Genomic DNA, 19,873 nt, shown 5'->3' on the forward strand with positions numbered 1-19,873 from the left:
TCTTCTCTGTCCTCAAATAATTATTTCAACACTACATTTAAACCAAGGGAAAAGGTGCGTGTGCGCGGATAAATACCATAGTCACCGCCTGAGCCATTACCACCACTCACGTTAAGTTCGGGGTCGATACCTGTGTATTTGGTGATAACCAGCAGGTTAGTACCAGTAACTGATACGCGCAATGAGCTGATGTATTTGATATGAGCCGTATTGATACGATAACCGAACGACATGTTTTCCCAGCGAAGGAATGAGCCGCTTTCCAGCCAAAGATCAGAGCCATATTGCGAGGTATACAAGCCCAGCGGCACAGCGCTTTGCAGCACATTGGCCTTACCCAGGTTTTCAAAATAACTCAGGTTTGAACGGATCTGGTTATAGATCTTATTACCGCCCGAACCACGCCAAACCATGGAGGCATCAAAGTTTTTATAGCTGAAGCTTGGGGTAAAGGCATAGGTGTATTTAGGGGTTGCCTGTCCTTCGTAAACCCTGTCGGCACTCAGGTTGCCCTGATCAATAACACCATCCTTGTTCTGATCAACAACGGTTTCAGCATTGGCTGCATCTTTGCCTGCATGCTTCAGGATATAGAAAGTGCCGATAGGTTTACCTTTGATGAGGTAGGAGTTTGATCCCCAGCCTACATAATCGGTATTCAGCGGCACCCCGTTTATTGAACCGCTTAGGTTAAGCACTTTATTTTTAAGCAGCGAACCGTTACCCGCCAGTATCAACGATGTGTTTTTGGTTTTGATAACCTGGTAGCTGAGCGTTAACTCCAAACCGCGGTTAAGCAAACTGCCCACGTTGGCGGCTATGCTTGGGTAAGGATACGGTGGTTGCGGTACGGTATAATTGAACAACAGGTTATCGGTTGTTGCTGTATAAGCATCTATCGATCCGTTTAAACGATCGTTAAGGGTAGTAAAATCCAAACCGATATTGGTTTGTTTACGGGTTTCCCATTTAAGATCGGGGTTGGCATTCTGACTGATCACAAAGTTGGTGATCTGCTGGCCGCCAAAATAGGTAACACCGGCATAACCAACCAACTGTAAAGAGTTTTGCGGAGCCAGACCCTGCTGGTTACCGGTAATTCCCCAGCCACCGCGCAGTTTCAGGTTGCTGAACACATGCTGATCTTTCAGGAAGGATTCTTCGGTAAGCCTCCAGGCCACCGATGCCGAAGGGAAATTGCCCCACTTGTTATTTACCCCAAAAACAGACGAACCATCGCGCCTGTAGCTGGCAGTTAACAGGTATTTGTTTTGGTACGAGTAATTTACACGGCCTAAGTATGAAACCAGCTTGCGGTCATTTTTGTAAGACGACATATCGCCGGGGGTAACTTTGCTCAGGTCGCCCAGTTGCAGCGCGTTATAGGTTGCAATATCATTGATGAAACCTTTGGCCTGTGCAAAGTTGCCGTTATAAGTTTGCCCCTGCCACTCATACACCGCGATAGCATCCAGGTGGTGTACGCCAAAATCTTTTTTGTAGTTCAGGCTGATATCCATCAGGCGCTCGTCCTGATGATAGTTGCTGATGTTTGCAATGCCCTGGTTATCTATTGCCGTAGCTACGGTAGATTCGGCAGGCAGGTAATAGCCTGTATTGCCGTCAACCTTGCGCCAGCTGCCAAACCAACCTGCGGTTAAGCCTTTGGTTAGCTCAATATCGGCCCGTAAACTGCCAAATAGATTGTTGTTTTTTACATTGTTAACAACAGTTTGTGCAACCGCGTAAGGATTAATGTACTGAAACACGTTAGGGTCCGAATAGTAAGTCCCGTCGGCATTGTAAACCGGGTCGGTTGGGCGGGTTACATAAATGTTACTGAAAAGGTTTGATGTAAATGCCGCGCGACCAATGCTTGGCGGGCTGTAATTGGCATTATCAATACCACTGTTCAGGTTCATGGTAAGCGTAAGCTTATCATCAAGTGCCTTTTGGGTAGCCTGGATGCGGCCTATGTAATTCTTGTAGTTCGACTTGATCACGATACCATTTTGCAAAATGGCGCTGATAGAAGCCCGGTAGTTAAACCCATTGGCGCCACCACCGAAAGACAGCGTGTGGTTTTGGGTAACTCCATTACGGGTAAGCAGGTTGTACCAATCGGTATTGGAACCATGATTAGCAGATGCAGGTACGCCGTAAAGCTGGGCCTGCTGCCACCATTGGTTGGCATCAAGTGTTTGTAGCTTTTTGGAAATCACATCAAGCGATGAGTTTTCGTTGTATTCAACCGTGCTGGTGCCGTTTTTGTTCTTTTTAGTGGTGATGATGATGACACCTGGCGCACCACGCGAACCGTAGATAGCCGTTGCCGATGCATCTTTTAAAACATCCACCGACTCAATTTCGGATGGTGGAACTTGTTTCAGCAGGTCCATATTGCCCTGGATTCCGTCAACCACTACCAATGGATCATTACCGCCGATAAGCGATGTAATACCACGGATGCGCACGCTTGGTGCGGTACCGGGCTCGCTGCCTGTTTGGGTAACATTTACACCGGCAGCCTTACCTGTTAGCTGCTGCAAAGGATTAGTGATTGGCCCCGGATTAAGATCTTTAGCTCCGAGGTTAGTAACGGCTCCAGTTAAATCAGTTTTACGTACCGAGCCATAGCCAATCACCACCACATCGGCCAGGGATTTTGAGTTGGGTACCAGTTTAACCGTTAATGACTGATTGGCATTGATCACTTTTTCAACGGTTTCGTACCCAACAAAAGTAATGATAACCGTTATCGATTGTACCCCGGCTTGCTGAATAGCAAACACACCATTGTTATCAGTAACGGTAGATGTATTTGTTCCTTTAATCCGGATTGTAGCCCCGGGCAGCGGACTGTTCAGCTCATCAAGCACCTTACCGGTAAAAGGACTTTTTTGTGCGAAGGCTGTAATTACGGAAATTAAAAACAGCATGGTTAAGCCATACTTAAATAAGTAAACTTTGTTCATATAATTGGGTTTAATTGGTTTGTTTAAAACCACCGGCTGGGTGCCGGTTGCTTTCATCAAAGTAAAAGCGCTTTAAACCCAAAAACAATGAATATGAAAGGCGATATTAAAAATATGGGCAATGGTTGTGATATAAACAATTGATAATTAATTATTTATATCGGATTTCAAATGGGGGATATATAGATTTTTGTGAAGGGAAATATGGATAAGAATAACCAGTTTCATTGGCTTTATAGACCTCGGCTTCCCGAAAAACTAAAAATCATGTCATTGCGAGGAGCTGCAGGGATAAAGCGAGGGGCGCGACGTGGCAATCTCGTAGCTATGCATAATTTATTTGTATGTTCGATATGCATTGGCTACGAGATTGCCGCGCTGCGCTCGCAATGACATATTTTTTTAATGACAAATGGGAATAACCACCTTTTGGCGCAAGCCTTGTGTGCAGGATGGTGTGAGGCTGACTTGTGATTCCGCAAGCCCAAGTTATCCAACCCTCTTTTGCCATCCCGCAAAACTTGAGCTAAAGAAATGATATGACTTTAGTAATACTTGATGTCGGCGAAAATTCTAAATATAGAAAGAGCTCTACGCCAAATCCGACACTTCTTTAACAGCTTTGATCAGCATAATGCGGTCTTCAAATTCATCGTTAGGTACAAATGATTTGTTCTTGACCTTGGTTTTGTAGGTATAGATAGTATTAACCGAATAGTTTAAAATTTTGCCGATACTTTCATTATCATGAATCCCTAAACGGATAAGGGCAAAAATGCGGAGCTCGCTATTAAGCAATTGGCCTTCGTGCAAGTGCACCTGGTGGGCTTCATCGAACAAAGCATTAAAATCCTGCACAAAGCCGGGGAAAATATTCAGGAACACCTTATCAAAACTGTGCGACAGGTTTTCCCTTTCCGAACCCGGATTAAGGCGATTAAGGGCCATCAACACTTCTTCGTAACGCTTTTCCTTTACCTTTTTCTCGATAGAACGCTTAAGCCTGTCTATCTTCTCAATATAATCAGAGTGGATATTGAAAAAGTAGCCGATATATTCATCCTTGATCATGTTAGCCTCATCCAGTTTAACGTTGAACTGTGATAGCTTGCGGTTGGCATTATCCAAATGACTGTTTGCTTTTACTAAAGAAGTATTAGCCTCATTAAGGTCATTGTTTTTGTTTACGATGATCTGATCGGCAATGCGGAGTTTTTTAAGCTGCTTAGACACGATGAACGCAAATATGATCACGATAATTACCAGCACTGTAATAATAGAGGCATAGATCATTAGTGACCGCTTTTGCTTTTCAATGCCATTGATCTGCTCACTTTCAATGATGGGCATAATGATACTGATCTGCGCCTCACGGTGCCTGGCGCCATAAAAAACAGCATCATCAATAGCCTTATTAATGTAATTATAAGCAGTTTCTATATCATTGTTCTTGATCCTGTCGGCAAGGTTGGTCAGCGCTACAGACTCTTTGGTTGAATGGGTATTATCAATAATAGCCGATTTGATGAGCAGCGGCAAACTCAAATCATCCCTGTACAACGCATGATAAACAAAACTTAAACAGCTGTAATTAATGGCGCTGTCCTGGTAGGTTTGCTTAAACCGCAAGAGCTTTTGATAAGGCTCTACTGCCGCCTTGTAATCATGGGTGCGCAAAGCTTTTAATCCGAACGCCGAAAGATATTCATACGAGTCGGGGTTATTTTGATGCATGATCGAATCGCAATACATCAATCCGGCTTTGCTATATTGATCATAATAATCCCCTATGCGGTCAAAATCAGCCAGATCGAAATAACTGCGAACCTGTAAAAACAGGTACTCATACCGCTGCTTATCAGTCAGAAATTTGCTATTTACTTTGCCCAGCGTATCAAGCCCCTCTTTAAACATACCTGCCGATACCAGTACAAAACCCATGTTGACCCGGGCATAGTTTATCTTATTCTGATCTTTAAGCTGATAAGCACAGGCATTCAGCTTTTTACAATAAACATAAGCCGAATCATGGATGAAGGATTTGTACGCGTTGAAAAGTTGCTGGTAGTTGTTATACCTCTCCGTGAGCGATGCGTAGTTTGACTTAAGGGTTTCTTTAAGTTTTAGAATTTGCTGTTGCTTTTGCCCGTCATACCTGGCCCTGTTTTCAAGCACATGGGTGAGTACTTTTTGCAGGCTATCCACATTATCAGATGCCATTGCCGGTGTGGCCGGTAAAAACAGGCAAAACGCGATAATACATATGATATGGTTCCGGATACTCAAAGTTTAATTATTGGAATTTGGCACGAATACCAAAGTTAAGTAATTCCGGCAGACTTGGAAAAAGAAGAGATTTAAATCCAGACTTACGAAGTTTTGAAAACTTCGTAAGTCTTCAAAGGCCAGTATCTATTTCGTCTTACGGATGTAAAGGCTGCCGAAAGTGGTTTTCAACATCAGTTCCTGGCCGCCGCCGGCTATTTTCCCGTAAACCCAATCTTCCATTTTAAGGCTGTACATTCCTTTTTCGCCATTGTTTTTGGTAACAACCGGCTTACGCTGTTCGGTAATTACATCAAAATCGGTGAAGATATCACCCTGATCTGATTTTAATTTCACGTTGGCTTTAAGGCTTGCCGGAAAGGTAACATCAACCTTACCGTTAAGTGTTGAAAATGCCATTGCCGCTTTTGCATCAATGCTTTTAAAGGTAACTTCAACGTTGCCATTAACCGTGTTGGCCACAACAGATCCTGAAATATTGTTCAGTTTGATATAACCGTTAACATTTCTGATCTCCAGGTCGCCGTTGAGGTTACTGGCATTGATATTACCATTATTTACCGTTGATAACTTAACGCTGGTGCTGTTCATCGGCACCTTTATGGTAAGGTTAGTTGTTTTCATGGGGCTGCCATGAACATTTACCTCGTTATTGTTTTCCTGGGCCTGGATATCAAGGTTATTACCGGCCGACAGGCGTTTCATACCACCGGGAGCAGCCTCTTTTTCGCGATGCTTTCTTTCTTCGCCCTGGGCATCTATAATGATATCCTTACCTTCGTAACCGGTAACGGTGATCGATCCGTTAACCAAGCTCACCTCCAGTTTGTAAGGTTTTCCCGGTTCACTCAACGGCACAACCAACTGCCCTTTTTCTGCGTCCTGTGCCCAAAGCCTCGCGCTTAGCAGCACAGTTAGTATTAATATCCCTGTAAATCTTATCGTTTTCATGTTCTTATTTTTATTATTGTTTTTTGATATAAATATTTCCGTTAAGGGTTTCAAACTTAAACAGTTTACCGCCTGCTCCTATCCTAACCCCATTATTTTTACTAAGCCTGTAAGTGGTGCCGGCACCGCTTTTTGATTCGGTTTTACTTACCCTTGTAGGCAGGATTTCCGCATCCGGAAAATCGGTATAAAACTGGCCATTCATGCTTTTAAATTCCAGATCGGCAGCCAGGTTACCCGGATAAGTTACTTCCAATTTACCATTAAGCGTATAATAGCTTGAAGCTTCAGGAGGAACCGACAGATAAGTTACAGTAAGCGGCCCGTTGATGGTATGGGCGCTTGTTGTGCCTTTTGCATTGGCTATAGTTATCCCACCGTTTACGTTATTTACTTTTAAGGCACCATAAACATCTTTCACTTCTACATTACCATCATTTACTGTGGATACACAAAGATTCATCCCATAAGGCACTTTAACAGTATACTCTAATTTTACAGTATAATCAATATGCCTGTGGTTATCCTCGCGGTTCCAGTTGCGGCGCGGGCGGGTATCATAGGGTTCGGCAGTATAGGCTATAATGCTGTCGGCCTTTTGATCAAAACCCAGTTTAACTTCCTTTTTGCCGGTTTCCACATCTCCTCCATTTTTACCACGGATGGTTTCGTCTATCTCAATTGATACCTGGCTGCCCGAATATCCCTGCACGGTTATCGATCCAAAAATATTGTAAATGGCCAGCGTAGTGCCTGAAGCTGCTCCCTGCAAAGTGAACTGCTTGCTGATATGCTCTTTATAATCCTGAGCATGGGCCGAAATTTGGGCAAGGCAAAGCCCCAGACCTGTTAAAACAGGTATTAGTAATCTTTTCATGATTTGGTTTATTTTTAAATTAGTTGGGTTATGGTTTGTTTGATTTTATCACGTACGCCATGATCAAGGCCTTTTTGTTTTAATAGCTCTCTGAATGACCCTACCGATCTTTTTTCCTGTAGTTTCAGCATCACATCGGCAATAGCCAATTGCATCAGCGGCGAATCCTGCTCCACTATTGATTTAATGAGGCCTTCCCTTACCTCCGGGTGACCGACCAGATGGCTAAGTGCATCAAGCGTGCTCAGGCGTACATTTACATTGGGGTCGTTATTCAGCGTAGCCAGCAAAGCATCAATCACCTGTTTATCGGCATGCTTGATCTCGCTGGTATAGCTCACCCCCCTGATCCGTTCGGATGCCGAAGGATTTTCGAGCAAGGCCAGCATCATGGTTTGTTTAAGTTCATGCACCTGCGAGCTCAGTGCTTTCAATTGTTTATCCTGATCATCACTTTTACCTTTGCCTAAAAACAGGTAGCCTGCGCCGGCAATAAACACAATCAGTACCAGGTTGTAGGCCATAGGCCAGCGCGGCTGCCACTGCCACAGGCTACTTAAATGATATTTAATATCGGCCCACAAGCTTCTTTGCTCCTTTACCGATTCCTTGTAAGTATCCAGCATGGCATAAAACTTTACGCTCATATTAGCCGATGGTTCGGGTGTTTCAATTTGGCCCATATTGCCCCATAGCTGCTGCAAAGCCTGCAATTCATTGCGGCAACTGGCACAGCCAGAGATATGCTGTTCCAGCGCCCCTTTTTCTTCGGGGCTTAGCTCTTTGTTTATCCAACCGGTAAACAGTTCCTCGTATAGCTCACATTTCATCTTATTACTGTTTTATCGTTCCATTTTTACATAAATACTTTTCAGCTCCTGCATGGCCCGGTGAATGCGCACCTTCACCGTACCCTCGGTCATGCCCAGGATCTGCGCTATCTCCTGGCATTTAAGCTCCTGGAACCGGCTCAGGGCTAAAATTTCCCGCTGACTTTCGCTTAGCTTTTCCATGGCGCGGTGCAATTCGGCCTTGGCCTGTTTCTTTTCAAAAGCTTCATCCGGTACCAGGCCTCCGGCAATGGACTCGGCTGCTTCCACACCTTCATACTGTACCTGTTGTTTGTTTTTCCGCCAGTGATCCTTTAAAACGTTGCGGGCAATGGAGTACATCCAGTGAATATATTCGCCGGTGCCGGTAAAGGTGTGCCGGTATTTGAGCATCTTATAAAACACCTGCTGTACCATGTCTTCGCTCAGCTCGCGCTGATAGGTCATGTGGAACAGAAAGCCATACAACTGCCGGTTATAACGCTCAAAGAGCATACCCATCCTGTCAAGGTCGCCGGCTTTCACCTTTAGCATGATGGCGTTATCTGTAAGCGTGTTCAATCAGTTTGTAATTATGTATATACCTTAAGTACTTCGGCGGCGTAAAATGGTTACAGAAAATTTTTATTTTTTTTCGGAGGATGCAATTGTATATCAAACTTAACAGAAATTTAAACGAAACAGACAATTGGTTTGAAGTGTTATTAACTAACTTTATAACAACAATTAAAACCATAAGATCATGACCACCACCGAAGTAGCAGAAAAATTAGTACAGTATTGCCGCGAAGGCCAACATACCCAGGCTATTGATGAGCTTTATGCCGATAATATTGTGAGCCGTGAACCTAAAGGTTCGCCTATGGAGCTAACCGAAGGCAAAGAAGCTGTTAAAGGCAAAACAGAATATTGGTATGCCTCGGTACAGGAAGTACACAGCGGCGAGGTATCCGACCCGATTGTTACCGGTAACTTCTTCGCGGTAACTATGGATATGGATGTTACCTACAAAGAAGGCGGCCGCATGCCAATGAACGAGATAGCTGTTTACGAAGTAAAAGACGGAAAAATTATAGCCGAACAGTTTTTTTATAACATGGGCTAAGAGCACCTAACCAATAATAAATGACAAAGGCCTTCGCTCCCGCAAAGGCCTTTTGTTTTTATCTCATGGGCATGAAAACTTATTATTCCATTGAGCGGATGATGCCCAACTCAAGTCCCCTCAGCTCGGCAAGGCCGCGGAGCCTGCCAATGGCCGAATAGCCGGGATTAGTTTTCTTTTTAAGGTCGTCCAACATCTGGTGCCCATGATCGGGGCGCATGGGGATACTTAATTTGCGCTGCTTCATCACCTGTACCAGTTCTTTTACCACGGCGTACATATCCACATCGCCCTCCAAATGGTTATCTTCATAAAAATCACCAAACTCGTTGCGGCGGGTACTGCGCAGGTGGATAAAATTGATCCTGTCGCCAAATTGTTTAACCATGGCAGGCAGGTCATTATCCGGTCTTACACCGTATGATCCGGTACAAAAACATAAACCATTGTTTAATGATGGTACAGCTTCAATTAAAGCATTAATATGTTCGGCGGTGCTCACTACCCTCGGCAAACCTAAAATGGCATAAGGAGGATCGTCCGGGTGGATAACCATTTTTATGTTATTGGCATCGGCAACCGGGATAACCTGCTGCAGGAAAAAGATGAGGTTTTGTCTTAACCTTTCCGCATCTATACCATCATAGGCAGCAAGGGCCGCCCTGAATTTATCCAGCGTAAAGCTTTCTTCGCTGCCCGGTAAACCGGCTATAATGTTGCGCTGCAATAGTTGCTTATCATCATCGCTCATGCCATCAAAGCGGGCTTTGGCACGGGCAAGTTCATCGGCGGTATATTCCTGTTCGGCCCCTTCCCTTTTCAGCATAAATACATCAAAGGCTATGAAGGCAGCTTTTTCAAAGCGAAGGGCTTTTGAACCATCTTCAACAGTAAAGCCCAGATCGGTACGGGTCCAATCCAATACGGGCATAAAGTTATAGGTAACTATATGGATGCCGCAGGCCGCAAGGTTTTGCAGGCTTTGTTTATAGTTTTCAATGTATTGCAAATAATCGCCGGTTTGTGTTTTGATAGCTTCGTGTACGGGCACGCTTTCCACCACATCCCAGGTAAGACCGGCTACTTCTACCAGCGCCTTCCGTTCCATGATAGCCTCCAAAGTCCATACCTGACCGTTAGGTACCTGGTGCAGGGCGCTTACTACACCTGTACAACCCGCCTGCCTGATATCAGCCAAACTCACCGGATCATTGGGGCCATACCAGCGCATGGTGTTGATCATGCTGAAATTATTGCTTGTATTGGTAGTACTCATTTTTTATATAGATTGGTTTAATATTCAAAAAATAGCAGTGTTCAATTTATAAAGGGTGAACACTTAAAAAAAACAACAACACTGGTAATCAAACAATTAAGCGTTCAATCTTTTAGAACAAAAACAATAACATGCTGATATACAGCCAATTAATATTTCAGATTACATTCGGTTGAACACTCATTTTTTAAAAGTTGAACACTGGCACAAATATGTCAGTAAACATATCCGGCAGTAATTTCATCACTGGCCAATAATCGTTATATTTTTTTAATAGCCTAACAGTTAATTACAAATTGTTTTGCGTGTTAATTAAATTACAGGCATAGTTTAATAATAGTTGTAAAATTGTTAAATTTCGGCTTCGCATTTATAACAGAAGTAAAACAACCTTCATGAGTTTAGAACCTTTCCTCGCCGTATTTGTGATTACCCAATTCAGGAAACACCTGAAAAATGATGGCCTGCTAACCAAGTGGGACAGATACATCAATATTGGTTATTTTATAGCTATAGGCATATTTGTATTTGGTGTAAGTTTTGACCACGGAGAAAAGCTGACCACGGTAGTTTCGCACTTGTTTTTTTTAGGAGTAGTAATATCGCCCTATTATATTGAAGATCTGAAATCGGGCAAACAGCTTGCCTTTGCGTTGATCCCCTATGCGATTGCGGGATTAATACAGGATGTATTGGAAAAATGGTTCCCTACTTTTTATAACAACCACGACAACATGATACAAAGCCTGGTGGTATTTTCACTGATCTGGGCATTTTCGCTATGGCTGCTCAGCCGAAAACAAACCAAGGCCCTGGAGAATGAACGTAAACAACGTTTTGCCGAGCAGGAACAAAACCGCATGATGGCTGCTATGAAAGTTAACCTTGAAAGTGAGGTAAAAGAACGCACAGCCGAGCTCACCAAACAAACGGAAGAGCTTCAACTGGCGTTATCTGAGCTTAAAAGCACCCAGGCCCAACTTATCCAGTCGGAAAAAATGGCTTCATTGGGTGAGCTTACCGCAGGCATTGCCCACGAGATCCAGAACCCGCTTAACTTTGTAAACAATTTTAGCGAGGTAAGCATCGAATTACTGGAAGAACTGAAGGAAGAAGTGCTTGACAAACTGCCCGATGATGTAAAGGAAGATGCGGGCGACATCATTAATGACATCACCCAAAACCTAAGCAAAATAAACCAGCACGGCAAACGTGCCGATGCTATTGTTAAAGGTATGCTGCAGCATTCGCGCGCTACAACCGGCAAAAAAGAGCCTACAGATATCAATGCCCTCGCCGACGAATACCTGCGCCTGAGCTATCACGGTTTGCGTGCCAAGGATAAATCATTTAATGCCGGCATGAAAACCAGCTTTGACCCTGACCTGGGTAAAATTGAAGCTATTCCGCAGGATCTGGGCCGCGTGCTGCTTAACCTGTTTAATAACTCATTTTACTCAGTTACCGAAAAGAAACGGGTTTTAGGCGATGGTTATGATCCTACAGTAACTGTTAATACAAAAAAGGTTAAATCGCCGCAGGGAGTTAGCATGGTGCAGATAACCGTGGAAGATAACGGTATTGGGATCCCTCAAAAAGTTCTGGATAAAATTTACCAGCCATTTTTTACAACCAAACCTACCGGGCAGGGAACCGGCCTTGGTCTGTCAATGAGCTATGACATTATTACCAAAGGCCATGGCGGTGAACTTAAGGTTGAAACTGCCGAAGGCGAGTTTGCACGTTTTGTGATTTGCATACCCGTTGGTAATGTTGCCCAAAGTTAAACGCCGGTAATTTTTGCGTTTAACCACAAATAAAATCATACAAAAATTTAACTTTGAAGTACTATGAAAATACTTGTTGTTGATGACGAGGCCGATGTTCAACCCTTGTTTTTACAACGTTTCAGAAAAGAAATAAAAAACGGCGAGGTGGAATTTAACTTCGCCCTATCCGGAGAGGAAGCACTTCATTTTTTGGAAGAGCATCATTCGCAGGTGATCCTGATCTTATCTGATATCAATATGCCTGGCATGAGCGGTTTGGAGTTACTACGCAACATCAGGCACAACTATGAGAAACCGCCGCCGGTGGTAATGATGATCACTGCTTACGGCGATGATGAAAACTACAAACAATCAATGGAGCTTGGCGCCAACGATTTCCTGACCAAGCCACTTGATTTTAATAATTTAAAAGACAAACTTAAACACTTAGAACAATAATGGCCAAGATACTGGTAGTAGATGACGAGCAGGACCTGGAATTACTGATCAGGCAAAAATTCAGAAAAAAGATAAGGGAAGGGGTATATGAATTTGTGTTTGCCCAAAATGGTTTTGAAGCGTTGACCCAACTGGCCTCCCATCCCGATATTGATGTGGTTTTAAGCGATATCAATATGCCCGAGATGGATGGGCTTACCCTGCTTACCAAACTGCCCGATGCCAACCCTATTTTAAAAGCGATAATGGTATCGGCGTATAGTGATATGGATAATATTCGTACTGCTATGAACCGCGGCGCCTTTGATTTTGTGGTCAAACCGGTGAACTTCGAGGACCTGGATATTACTATCGAAAAAACTTTGCTACACGTCATTGAGCTTAAAAAAACCCTGCAGGCTATCAAGGAAAATAATATCCTGCGCATGTATGTAGATGAAAATGTGCTCAACTTCATGACCCACAAGGAGTTTGAAAATAGCCTGCTGAGTAATGAAACTATTGAGGCAACAGTATTATTTATTGATATCTGCGGCTTTACCGCAATTACCGAACACGTTGCGGCCAATACCGTTGTGGGTATGATCAATAAATATTTTGATATCATGGTGCAGGAAATCATAGCACAAAACGGGCATATTGATAAATTTATGGGCGATGCCGTGATGGCTGTTTTCCGAGGCGAATATCATCTTGACCGCGCTATTGACGCCGCCCTTGCCGTGCGCGATAAGATGCATGGGGCTGATGAGATCCAGGCAGGTGAAAAAACGTTCACTCCTTCTGTTTCCATCGGTATTAATTCGGGCGAGATGATTTCAGGTAATATCGGCTCCGCCACATTGAAACGATTAGACTATACTGTAATAGGTGATGCCGTGAACCTGGCCCAGCGCCTGCAAACCGTGGCGCAGGCCAACCAGATCATTGTAAGTGCCGATGTTTATGAACAGGCTAAAGGTTCCTTCGCCCTCAATAAAATTGGCGAGGTGAGTTTAAAGAATAAGGTAAAACCTGTGGAGATATACGAGGTGGTTGATTAGTTTTTAAGCCGGAAGACAACTGCCGGCGGGTTTAGCGTAACACGTGGCAGTTGTTCAGAAGCTTTTTAATTCCCTCCTGAGGGAGGGTAATAGCCCATGTATTGATAGTTAAAGCAAATTGGTATGGCGCATAGTCGACTCACCCGGTCTACGCTACGCTGGACCACCCTCTCTTCGCCTTTGGCGGAAAGAGGGTAAAGAAAAAATAAGGATAAAATCCCCTCTTTACGCTTGCGTAGAGAGGGGTGACGAGCGTAGCGATGTCGGGGTGAGTCGATACGGCGGTTCATTCTTTACTTATGTCTTTTCATGGGCTATTACCCTCCCTGGGGAAGGAATCGCACAATCCCCCGCTTTTCTATTTCTTCCGAACACTTATGGTTACAACATTAACAATGGCGGGTATTATAACAGAACCCAATTAAACACTTTTTAAAAATTAACGCAAGAAAATTTTGCTACTGCATCTTTCTGCGCTTTATAATGCCCTCATTTTGATGTTTGTCAAAAATAACACAAGCAAAACTAAGCACTGCATTCCATTAAAACTTCTCACTTTATTAAAAGGCGATCAGCTCTGCCAGCTACTTTACAAGGCTCAAAACAAAAGATATAAAAAGCTAATAAACAACAACTTACAAACAATCATCATTATCATTAATTATAAATTAAACATTTTCTCAACAGTGTGAAAATTGTACGTTTACCAATATCTGAATTAACCTTAAGGTAAATAGGGGTATCTTAAGGCCAGGTAACATACAATATATGGAAGCAACAATATCTACCCCTCCTGTCGCATACCACGAAATAAGTCCACCCGCATTGCCGTCAAACAAAGGCAAAAAAAAGCTCACCAAGCTTGAGGCAATCCGCGGTTTTGCAGCTGCATATGTGGTATTACACCACTTGTTTTCCAAAAAATTAATTATAGCCGGTAAGGATTTTTCTGTGTTGTTCAGATTTGGGCAGGAAGCAGTGATCCTGTTTTTTTTACTTTCGGGATTTGTTATTCAATACGCCTATCTCAAATCAAAAGATAAATCATTTAAAACGTTTTTCTTTAAACGGTTTAACCGCATATATATCCCTCTTGTTTGTGTTTTTATTGCAAATTATATCGTTATTTTAATTAGCAACAATAATGGTGTTTCAATTGATTGGGTTAAATTAACCGGAAACCTGTTAATGTTACAGGACGTTGGTTCATTGAAGCCTAACGTAATTTGCAATCCCTTTTTTGGTAATACACCTTTATGGTCGTTATCATACGAATGGTGGTTTTATATGCTGTTTTTTGTGATTATAAACAAAGTAAAAGTCCAATCGTCGGTTTTTGTTTATGGCCTCAGTATCATTGCAGCAATAACCTATGTTATATATCCCAATTTTATAAACAGGGAATTGATGTACTTGTGCATATGGTGGATAGGCGCCGATATGGCGGGGCTTTATGTTGATGGCAAAAAGATAGATTTCAAATCACTTAGAATACCGTTAAGCGCCCTTGTACTGAACATAATTATACTGATAATAAATGTAAAACTGCTGCATAGCAAGAGTACCATTGGTGTAAGCCCTTTTTTAGAGGTACGGCATTTTTCATTTGCATTAATATCTGTTGTTGGGGCAATATTATGGTCGAAGATAAAATGGACAGGCTTTAATAAAACGTTCGGCTTATTTGAGGTGCTGGCGCCAATATCATTCGGCATTTACATTTCGCATTGGTTCCTGGTAATAGAAGCCCATTATTTTGACACGCTGATATCAAACGTCCTTTTAAGATACCTGTGTTATGTAATGGTTTGCGTACTGTTCTCTTACCTGGTTGAGCGGGTTATATACGTTGGTTTGAATAAAGTGATATTAAAGCGGGCCAAAGTTTAACCATAACCGTTTTCCGAAAATGGAGGAGAATTGTTGGTGACAATACGATAGCTGTTCGGAAGATCAAAATCGAATGGAAATGTTGGTTAAAAAAGCCATGTCATTGCGAGGAGGAACGACGAAGCAATCTCGTAGCTATCCAGAGCGGACATGCATTGGCTACGAGATTGCCGCGCTACGCTCGCAATGACATAATTTTTTAAGATATATTTCATCTTCCGAACACCTGTGGTAACAATACCAACAATGACAAGAAACCGTTTTTATATTATACCGTGGGATTTACAACTTGCGCTCGTTTTCAACGAGTGCTTAAAACGGGTTTGGCGATTGCATCGCCTGTGCGTTATAAACGCAAACCCAGGTTAAGCACTCATCACAGATGAGCGCAAGGAAAGAATGAAAAGAAAAATGTATATCAAAACCCGTCATTGCGAGGTACGAAGCAATCGCGAACTATACAGAGTGGCTCTGCCGATCGGGGATTGCTTCGTACCTCGCAATGACGTGATGGAAATATTAATGCTCCCTTACCCGCTTCTTCAACACACCACCGGCAGCTTCTTTAATGCTGTTGGTAAAAATAAAAGCTTTAGGATCGATGCTGTGTACCAGGTTTTTTAACCTGCGTACTTCGAGGCGGGTTATTACGGTGAAGATGATATCAACCGGCTGGTGTACATCAAAGCTTTCTTTCAGGAAACCACGCTCACCTTTATAAATGGTAATACCGCGGCCAAGCTCCATCACCAACTTCTCTTTAATGATCTCGCTTTGACCCGAAATGATATTTACGGCTGTGTACTCCTCCAAACCATCAATAACAAAGCTAATGGTGCGGGATGCTGTATAATAAGTTAAGATAGAATATAATGCCGTTGGCAGGCCAAGCTCAACCGCAGCTATCAGGAAGATGATGATGTTGATACCTAAGATGATCTCACTGATGGTGAAGCTACTGCGTTTTAAGGTATACAAAGCTAAGATCTCAATTCCATCTAACGCGCAACCGCCACGGATAGAAAGCCCTACCCCTAAGCCCATAAATACACCGCCGAATATCGATACAAGCAGCTTATCAGAAGTAATAACAGGATACGGCACATACAACAAGCAGATCCCAAGCGCAATAACACATGCAAATGTTTTTAGCGCAAAGGTCCTGTTAACCTGGAACATCCCCATAATAATGAAAGGAATGTTGGCTGCTATAATTACAAAGGCAATGTTGATATGATAAAGCTCGTGAATAAGCAATGAAATACCCGTTACCCCACCGTCGAAAAAGCTGTTGGGTACCAAAAAACCTTTGAGCGCGAACCCGCAGAATAAAATGCCGATAATTACCGTTACTACGTCTTTTAAAATTTCTTCAATTTTCAAACCCGGTTGTGTCATTAATAGCAGTATTTAAATTTTTGTTGTGATAATTTTTAAATGCTCGTTTTTACCTTCAGCCCTGAGCCTGAGTGCGGTTTGGGTGAAATACTGATGGCTTTGCAGGAATTTCACCTGCTGCCTGTCCCATTCCAATTCCGATTCAAGGTGATCTGTAATTACAAGTTCCGAAAATAACCTTTTACTGAGGATAAAAAAATCATTTCGGCCCAAATAATCCAAATCGGCATCACAAATTATTTGTCCCAGGTGATTGTGAGGGTTTTGCGGTATTTTGGTTGCCATAATAATATCACAAACCTGTTCAATTTCATCAGCAGTATAACCAAATTGCGGTAAGTATTGCCGGGCGTTTTTGCAGGAGCCCTCCTCATGATTAACCTGCCCAAACAAAAAACCCGAATCATGATAGTAAGCGGCAGTGAGCAGCAACTGTAATTCATGCCCGCTTATCCCCTCGCCTGACGCAATTTGTTTTGCAGCGGTGTAAACATCAAGCGCATGATCGGCATTGTGGTAATGGAAATGTTCGGGGAGCTCTTTTTTTATTTTGTCGAGGATAAAATCCCCGGCTTGTTCTACTTGCATTTAGTATTTATAATGGGCGCTAATATATTAATTTAAGAGAAATGGGGATATCCTCAGATAAGCAAAATATAGCGGGAGACGCATGTGATGCGTCTCTACAAAAAATCAAAATCGTAGAGACGCATCACATGCGTCTCCGCTGTACAAATTAATTATCTTAGCAAAATGAACAGCTGGTTTAAAAACTATAAAGGTATTATTCTATTAATAACAGGTATCATCATTGGCAGTATTGCCGGGGCTGTTTTGGGCGATAAGGTAGAAGTGATTAAACCCATCGGTGATATTTTCCTGAACCTGCTGTTTACAGCCGTTGTGCCATTGGTTTTCTTTGCCATAGCTTCGGCCATCGCCGCACTGGATAGTTCGCAAAAACTTGGGAAGTTATTAGGTGTTACTTCGCTGGTATTTGCATCAACCGTGCTTGTAGCAGCTATAGTAACCATTATTGCTATCTGGATCTTCCCTATCCATCAGCACCTTGTAGCCAGTCCCATTACCGAAGCCATCACTAAGAAACCTTTTGGCGATCAACTGACAAGCCTCTTCACCACCAGCGAATTTTACCAGCTTTTATCCCGTAAAAGTATGCTGGCCATGATCATTTTTGCCGTGATCACCGGCTTTGCCACATTGCATGCAGGCGAAAAAGGCAAGGCATTTGCCGCCTTTTTGCATAGCGGAAACGAGGTTTTCAAGAATATTTTTATCCTCATCATGAAAATAGGCCCTGTTGGGTTGGGTGCTTATTTTGCTTACCAGGTTGGGGTGTTTGGTCCGCAGTTATTTGGCGGCTATGCGCGCTCCATGGCTTTATATTATGGCGTAGGCGCTTTTTATTACCTGGCGATATTTAGTCTGTATGCCTTTATTGCCGGCGGTGTTAGTGCGGTTAAGCGATATTGGAAAAATAACATTATACCATCGGCCACAGCAGTGGGTACCTGCAGCAGCATTGCCACAATTCCTGCCAATTTAGATGCCGCCAAAAAAATGGGCATCTCTGATGCTATTGCCAATATTACTATCCCGCTTGGCGGCACTTTGCATAAAGATGGTTCAAGCATCTCATCCATAGTAAAAATGGCTGTGGTATTTGCACTGTTTGGCAAAAGTTTCAATAATGCCGAAACCATAGCAATTGCCCTTGCCATGACCGTTTTAGTAAGCCTGGTTGAGGGAGGGATCCCTAACGGTGGCTATATTGGCGAGCTGCTTTTTATCTCAGCTTATGGCTTCCCCCCCGAAGCCCTTCCCCCTGCTATTATCATTGGTACCCTGGTTGACCCGATGGCTACGTTGTTGAATGCCACAGGCGACACTGTTGCCGCCATGCTGGTTTGCCGGTTTACAGGAGGAAGCGGTTGGATGAAACCGGAAAGCCCCCTTACCCCCTGAAGGGGGAATTATGGCAGTTTCAATTATTGTTTAGTAAATTGCCCTATAAACCTTAAACATTACCTATATGCTGCACATACTCTATATCATTGCGATCATTGCCGAGGCCATGACAGCTGCCCTTTCGGCCGGAAGGCGTGATATGGACTGGGTTGGTGTTTGCATTATTGCCTGGGTTACGGCGCTGGGTGGCGGTACTGTACGAAACATATTGTTTAACCACTACCCTATGAGCTGGGTTGAACATCCTGAATACCTGGTGATCACCGCAGCGGCCGCTATATTGGCCGCTGTTATTGCCCGCATCATGACAAAAATGAAAACGCTGTTCCTGTACCTGGATGCCTTGGGTTTGGTAGTATTTACCATTATCGGCTGCCAGATAGCGGAGCTGATCAGCTTGCCAATCATTATCATTTTACTAAGCGGGATGATAACCGGTTGTGCCGGAGGTGTGCTGCGAGATGTATTGTGTAACGAGGTTCCTTTGTTATTCCGTAAGGAGGTTTACGCAAGCGCATCCATTGTTACCGGGGCGTTTTACTTAGGAATTGAACATCTGGGCGCTCCCGCCGGGGTTTCTATCGTAATAGCTTGTGTTATAGGCCTTGCATTGCGCCTGCTCTCTATCAGATATAACTGGCAAATGCCCAAGTTTGTGTATAGGGAAGAATGGCATTAGCGACGATTTGGGATTTTCGATTTCGGATTTTACTAATTACGTCAGCTGAAAGCTGACATCATGGCTCACCACGGGCTGAAAGCCCGCGGCAGTGATAGGCTAAAACAACAAAGGCGAGGTTTACCTCGCCTTTGTTGTTTTATTTATAAAAACGTCATTGCGAGGTACGAAGCAATCCCCGATTAGCAGAGCGGCTATGCAAATCCCTCTATACAGTTTGGGATTGCTTCGTACCTCGCAATTGTAAGGGTTTAGTAATTCGGAGACAAAATAGCAGGTTATTATTTGTTGTTTAAGGAGATCATATCGATAGGTCTTTTGCCATTAATACCTTGATGAGGTCTTT

Annotated in this window: 16 protein-coding genes; 7 read left to right on the forward strand and 9 right to left on the reverse strand. The window is 43.2% G+C overall.

Features of this window, described 5'->3' with window-relative positions; genetic code table 11:
• Positions 1 to 20 precede the first annotated feature (20 nt).
• The 6 genes from ACFFGT_RS08270 to ACFFGT_RS08295 form a co-directional block, all read right to left on the reverse strand.
• The gene (locus tag ACFFGT_RS08270; protein WP_377022046.1) at positions 21 to 2,975 is read right to left on the reverse strand and encodes a SusC/RagA family TonB-linked outer membrane protein; all 2,955 of its coding nucleotides are present in this window, start codon (positions 2,973 to 2,975) and stop codon (positions 21 to 23) included.
• Between the two features lie 591 nt (positions 2,976 to 3,566).
• Entirely contained in the window at positions 3,567 to 5,261 is a 1,695-nt protein-coding gene (susR, locus tag ACFFGT_RS08275) for a SusR family glycan utilization regulator (protein WP_377022047.1), read from the reverse strand.
• A gap of 126 nt (positions 5,262 to 5,387) precedes the next feature.
• On the reverse strand, positions 5,388 to 6,212 hold the full coding sequence (locus ACFFGT_RS08280; RefSeq protein ID WP_377022048.1) for a DUF4097 family beta strand repeat-containing protein: 825 nt from the start codon (positions 6,210 to 6,212) through the stop codon (positions 5,388 to 5,390).
• A gap of 13 nt (positions 6,213 to 6,225) precedes the next feature.
• The gene (locus ACFFGT_RS08285; RefSeq protein WP_377022049.1) at positions 6,226 to 7,089 is read right to left on the reverse strand and encodes a DUF4097 family beta strand repeat-containing protein; all 864 of its coding nucleotides are present in this window, start codon (positions 7,087 to 7,089) and stop codon (positions 6,226 to 6,228) included.
• Positions 7,090 to 7,103: 14 nt separating this feature from the next.
• Positions 7,104 to 7,919 (reverse strand): zf-HC2 domain-containing protein, encoded by an 816-nt coding sequence (locus tag ACFFGT_RS08290; protein WP_377022050.1) that lies wholly within the window; start codon positions 7,917 to 7,919, stop codon positions 7,104 to 7,106.
• A 12-nt stretch (positions 7,920 to 7,931) separates the two neighbouring features.
• Positions 7,932 to 8,480, reverse strand: a complete 549-nt coding sequence (locus ACFFGT_RS08295) for an RNA polymerase sigma factor (RefSeq protein ID WP_377022051.1) — start codon at positions 8,478 to 8,480, stop codon at positions 7,932 to 7,934.
• A 181-nt stretch (positions 8,481 to 8,661) separates the two neighbouring features.
• On the opposite strand from ACFFGT_RS08295, the gene ACFFGT_RS08300 reads away from it, so the two are divergent.
• On the forward strand, positions 8,662 to 9,024 hold the full coding sequence (locus ACFFGT_RS08300; protein WP_377022052.1) for a SnoaL-like domain-containing protein: 363 nt from the start codon (positions 8,662 to 8,664) through the stop codon (positions 9,022 to 9,024).
• Between the two features lie 82 nt (positions 9,025 to 9,106).
• Here the strand turns inward: ACFFGT_RS08300 and uxuA are convergent, their stop codons facing one another.
• Positions 9,107 to 10,300, reverse strand: coding sequence for a mannonate dehydratase (uxuA, locus tag ACFFGT_RS08305; protein ID WP_377022053.1), 1,194 nt, complete (start codon positions 10,298 to 10,300; stop codon positions 9,107 to 9,109).
• A gap of 395 nt (positions 10,301 to 10,695) precedes the next feature.
• On the opposite strand from uxuA, the gene ACFFGT_RS08310 reads away from it, so the two are divergent.
• The 4 genes from ACFFGT_RS08310 to ACFFGT_RS08325 all read left to right on the forward strand — a co-directional run bounded on the left by ACFFGT_RS08310 (position 10,696) and on the right by ACFFGT_RS08325 (position 15,461).
• Complete coding sequence (locus tag ACFFGT_RS08310) at positions 10,696 to 12,087, forward strand: sensor histidine kinase (protein WP_377022054.1); 1,392 nt, start codon at positions 10,696 to 10,698, stop codon at positions 12,085 to 12,087.
• Positions 12,088 to 12,150: 63 nt separating this feature from the next.
• Positions 12,151 to 12,528: a response regulator gene (locus ACFFGT_RS08315; protein WP_377022055.1), complete on the forward strand. Its 378-nt coding sequence runs from the start codon at positions 12,151 to 12,153 to the stop codon at positions 12,526 to 12,528.
• Positions 12,528 to 13,571, forward strand: coding sequence for an adenylate/guanylate cyclase domain-containing protein (locus tag ACFFGT_RS08320; RefSeq protein WP_377022056.1), 1,044 nt, complete (start codon positions 12,528 to 12,530; stop codon positions 13,569 to 13,571). Before ACFFGT_RS08315 ends, ACFFGT_RS08320 begins: the two co-directional genes overlap by 1 nt.
• A gap of 768 nt (positions 13,572 to 14,339) precedes the next feature.
• Positions 14,340 to 15,461, forward strand: coding sequence for an acyltransferase family protein (locus ACFFGT_RS08325; protein WP_377022057.1), 1,122 nt, complete (start codon positions 14,340 to 14,342; stop codon positions 15,459 to 15,461).
• Between the two features lie 519 nt (positions 15,462 to 15,980).
• Here ACFFGT_RS08325 and ACFFGT_RS08330 read toward each other — a convergent pair.
• Together ACFFGT_RS08330 and ACFFGT_RS08335 are read right to left on the reverse strand one after the other, a co-directional pair.
• Complete coding sequence (locus tag ACFFGT_RS08330) at positions 15,981 to 16,859, reverse strand: YitT family protein (RefSeq protein WP_377022058.1); 879 nt, start codon at positions 16,857 to 16,859, stop codon at positions 15,981 to 15,983.
• Positions 16,860 to 16,871: 12 nt separating this feature from the next.
• Complete coding sequence (locus ACFFGT_RS08335) at positions 16,872 to 17,447, reverse strand: HD domain-containing protein (RefSeq protein ID WP_377022059.1); 576 nt, start codon at positions 17,445 to 17,447, stop codon at positions 16,872 to 16,874.
• 165 nt (positions 17,448 to 17,612) lie between these two features.
• Between ACFFGT_RS08335 and ACFFGT_RS08340 the strand changes: the two genes are divergently transcribed.
• The gene (locus ACFFGT_RS08340) at positions 17,613 to 18,845 is read left to right on the forward strand and encodes a dicarboxylate/amino acid:cation symporter (protein WP_377022060.1); all 1,233 of its coding nucleotides are present in this window, start codon (positions 17,613 to 17,615) and stop codon (positions 18,843 to 18,845) included.
• A gap of 67 nt (positions 18,846 to 18,912) precedes the next feature.
• Complete coding sequence (locus ACFFGT_RS08345; RefSeq protein ID WP_377022061.1) at positions 18,913 to 19,527, forward strand: trimeric intracellular cation channel family protein; 615 nt, start codon at positions 18,913 to 18,915, stop codon at positions 19,525 to 19,527.
• Positions 19,528 to 19,873: the final 346 nt, after the last annotated feature.

This window comes from Mucilaginibacter angelicae (genome assembly GCF_042434235.1).
Taxonomy (GTDB): domain Bacteria; phylum Bacteroidota; class Bacteroidia; order Sphingobacteriales; family Sphingobacteriaceae; genus Mucilaginibacter; species Mucilaginibacter angelicae.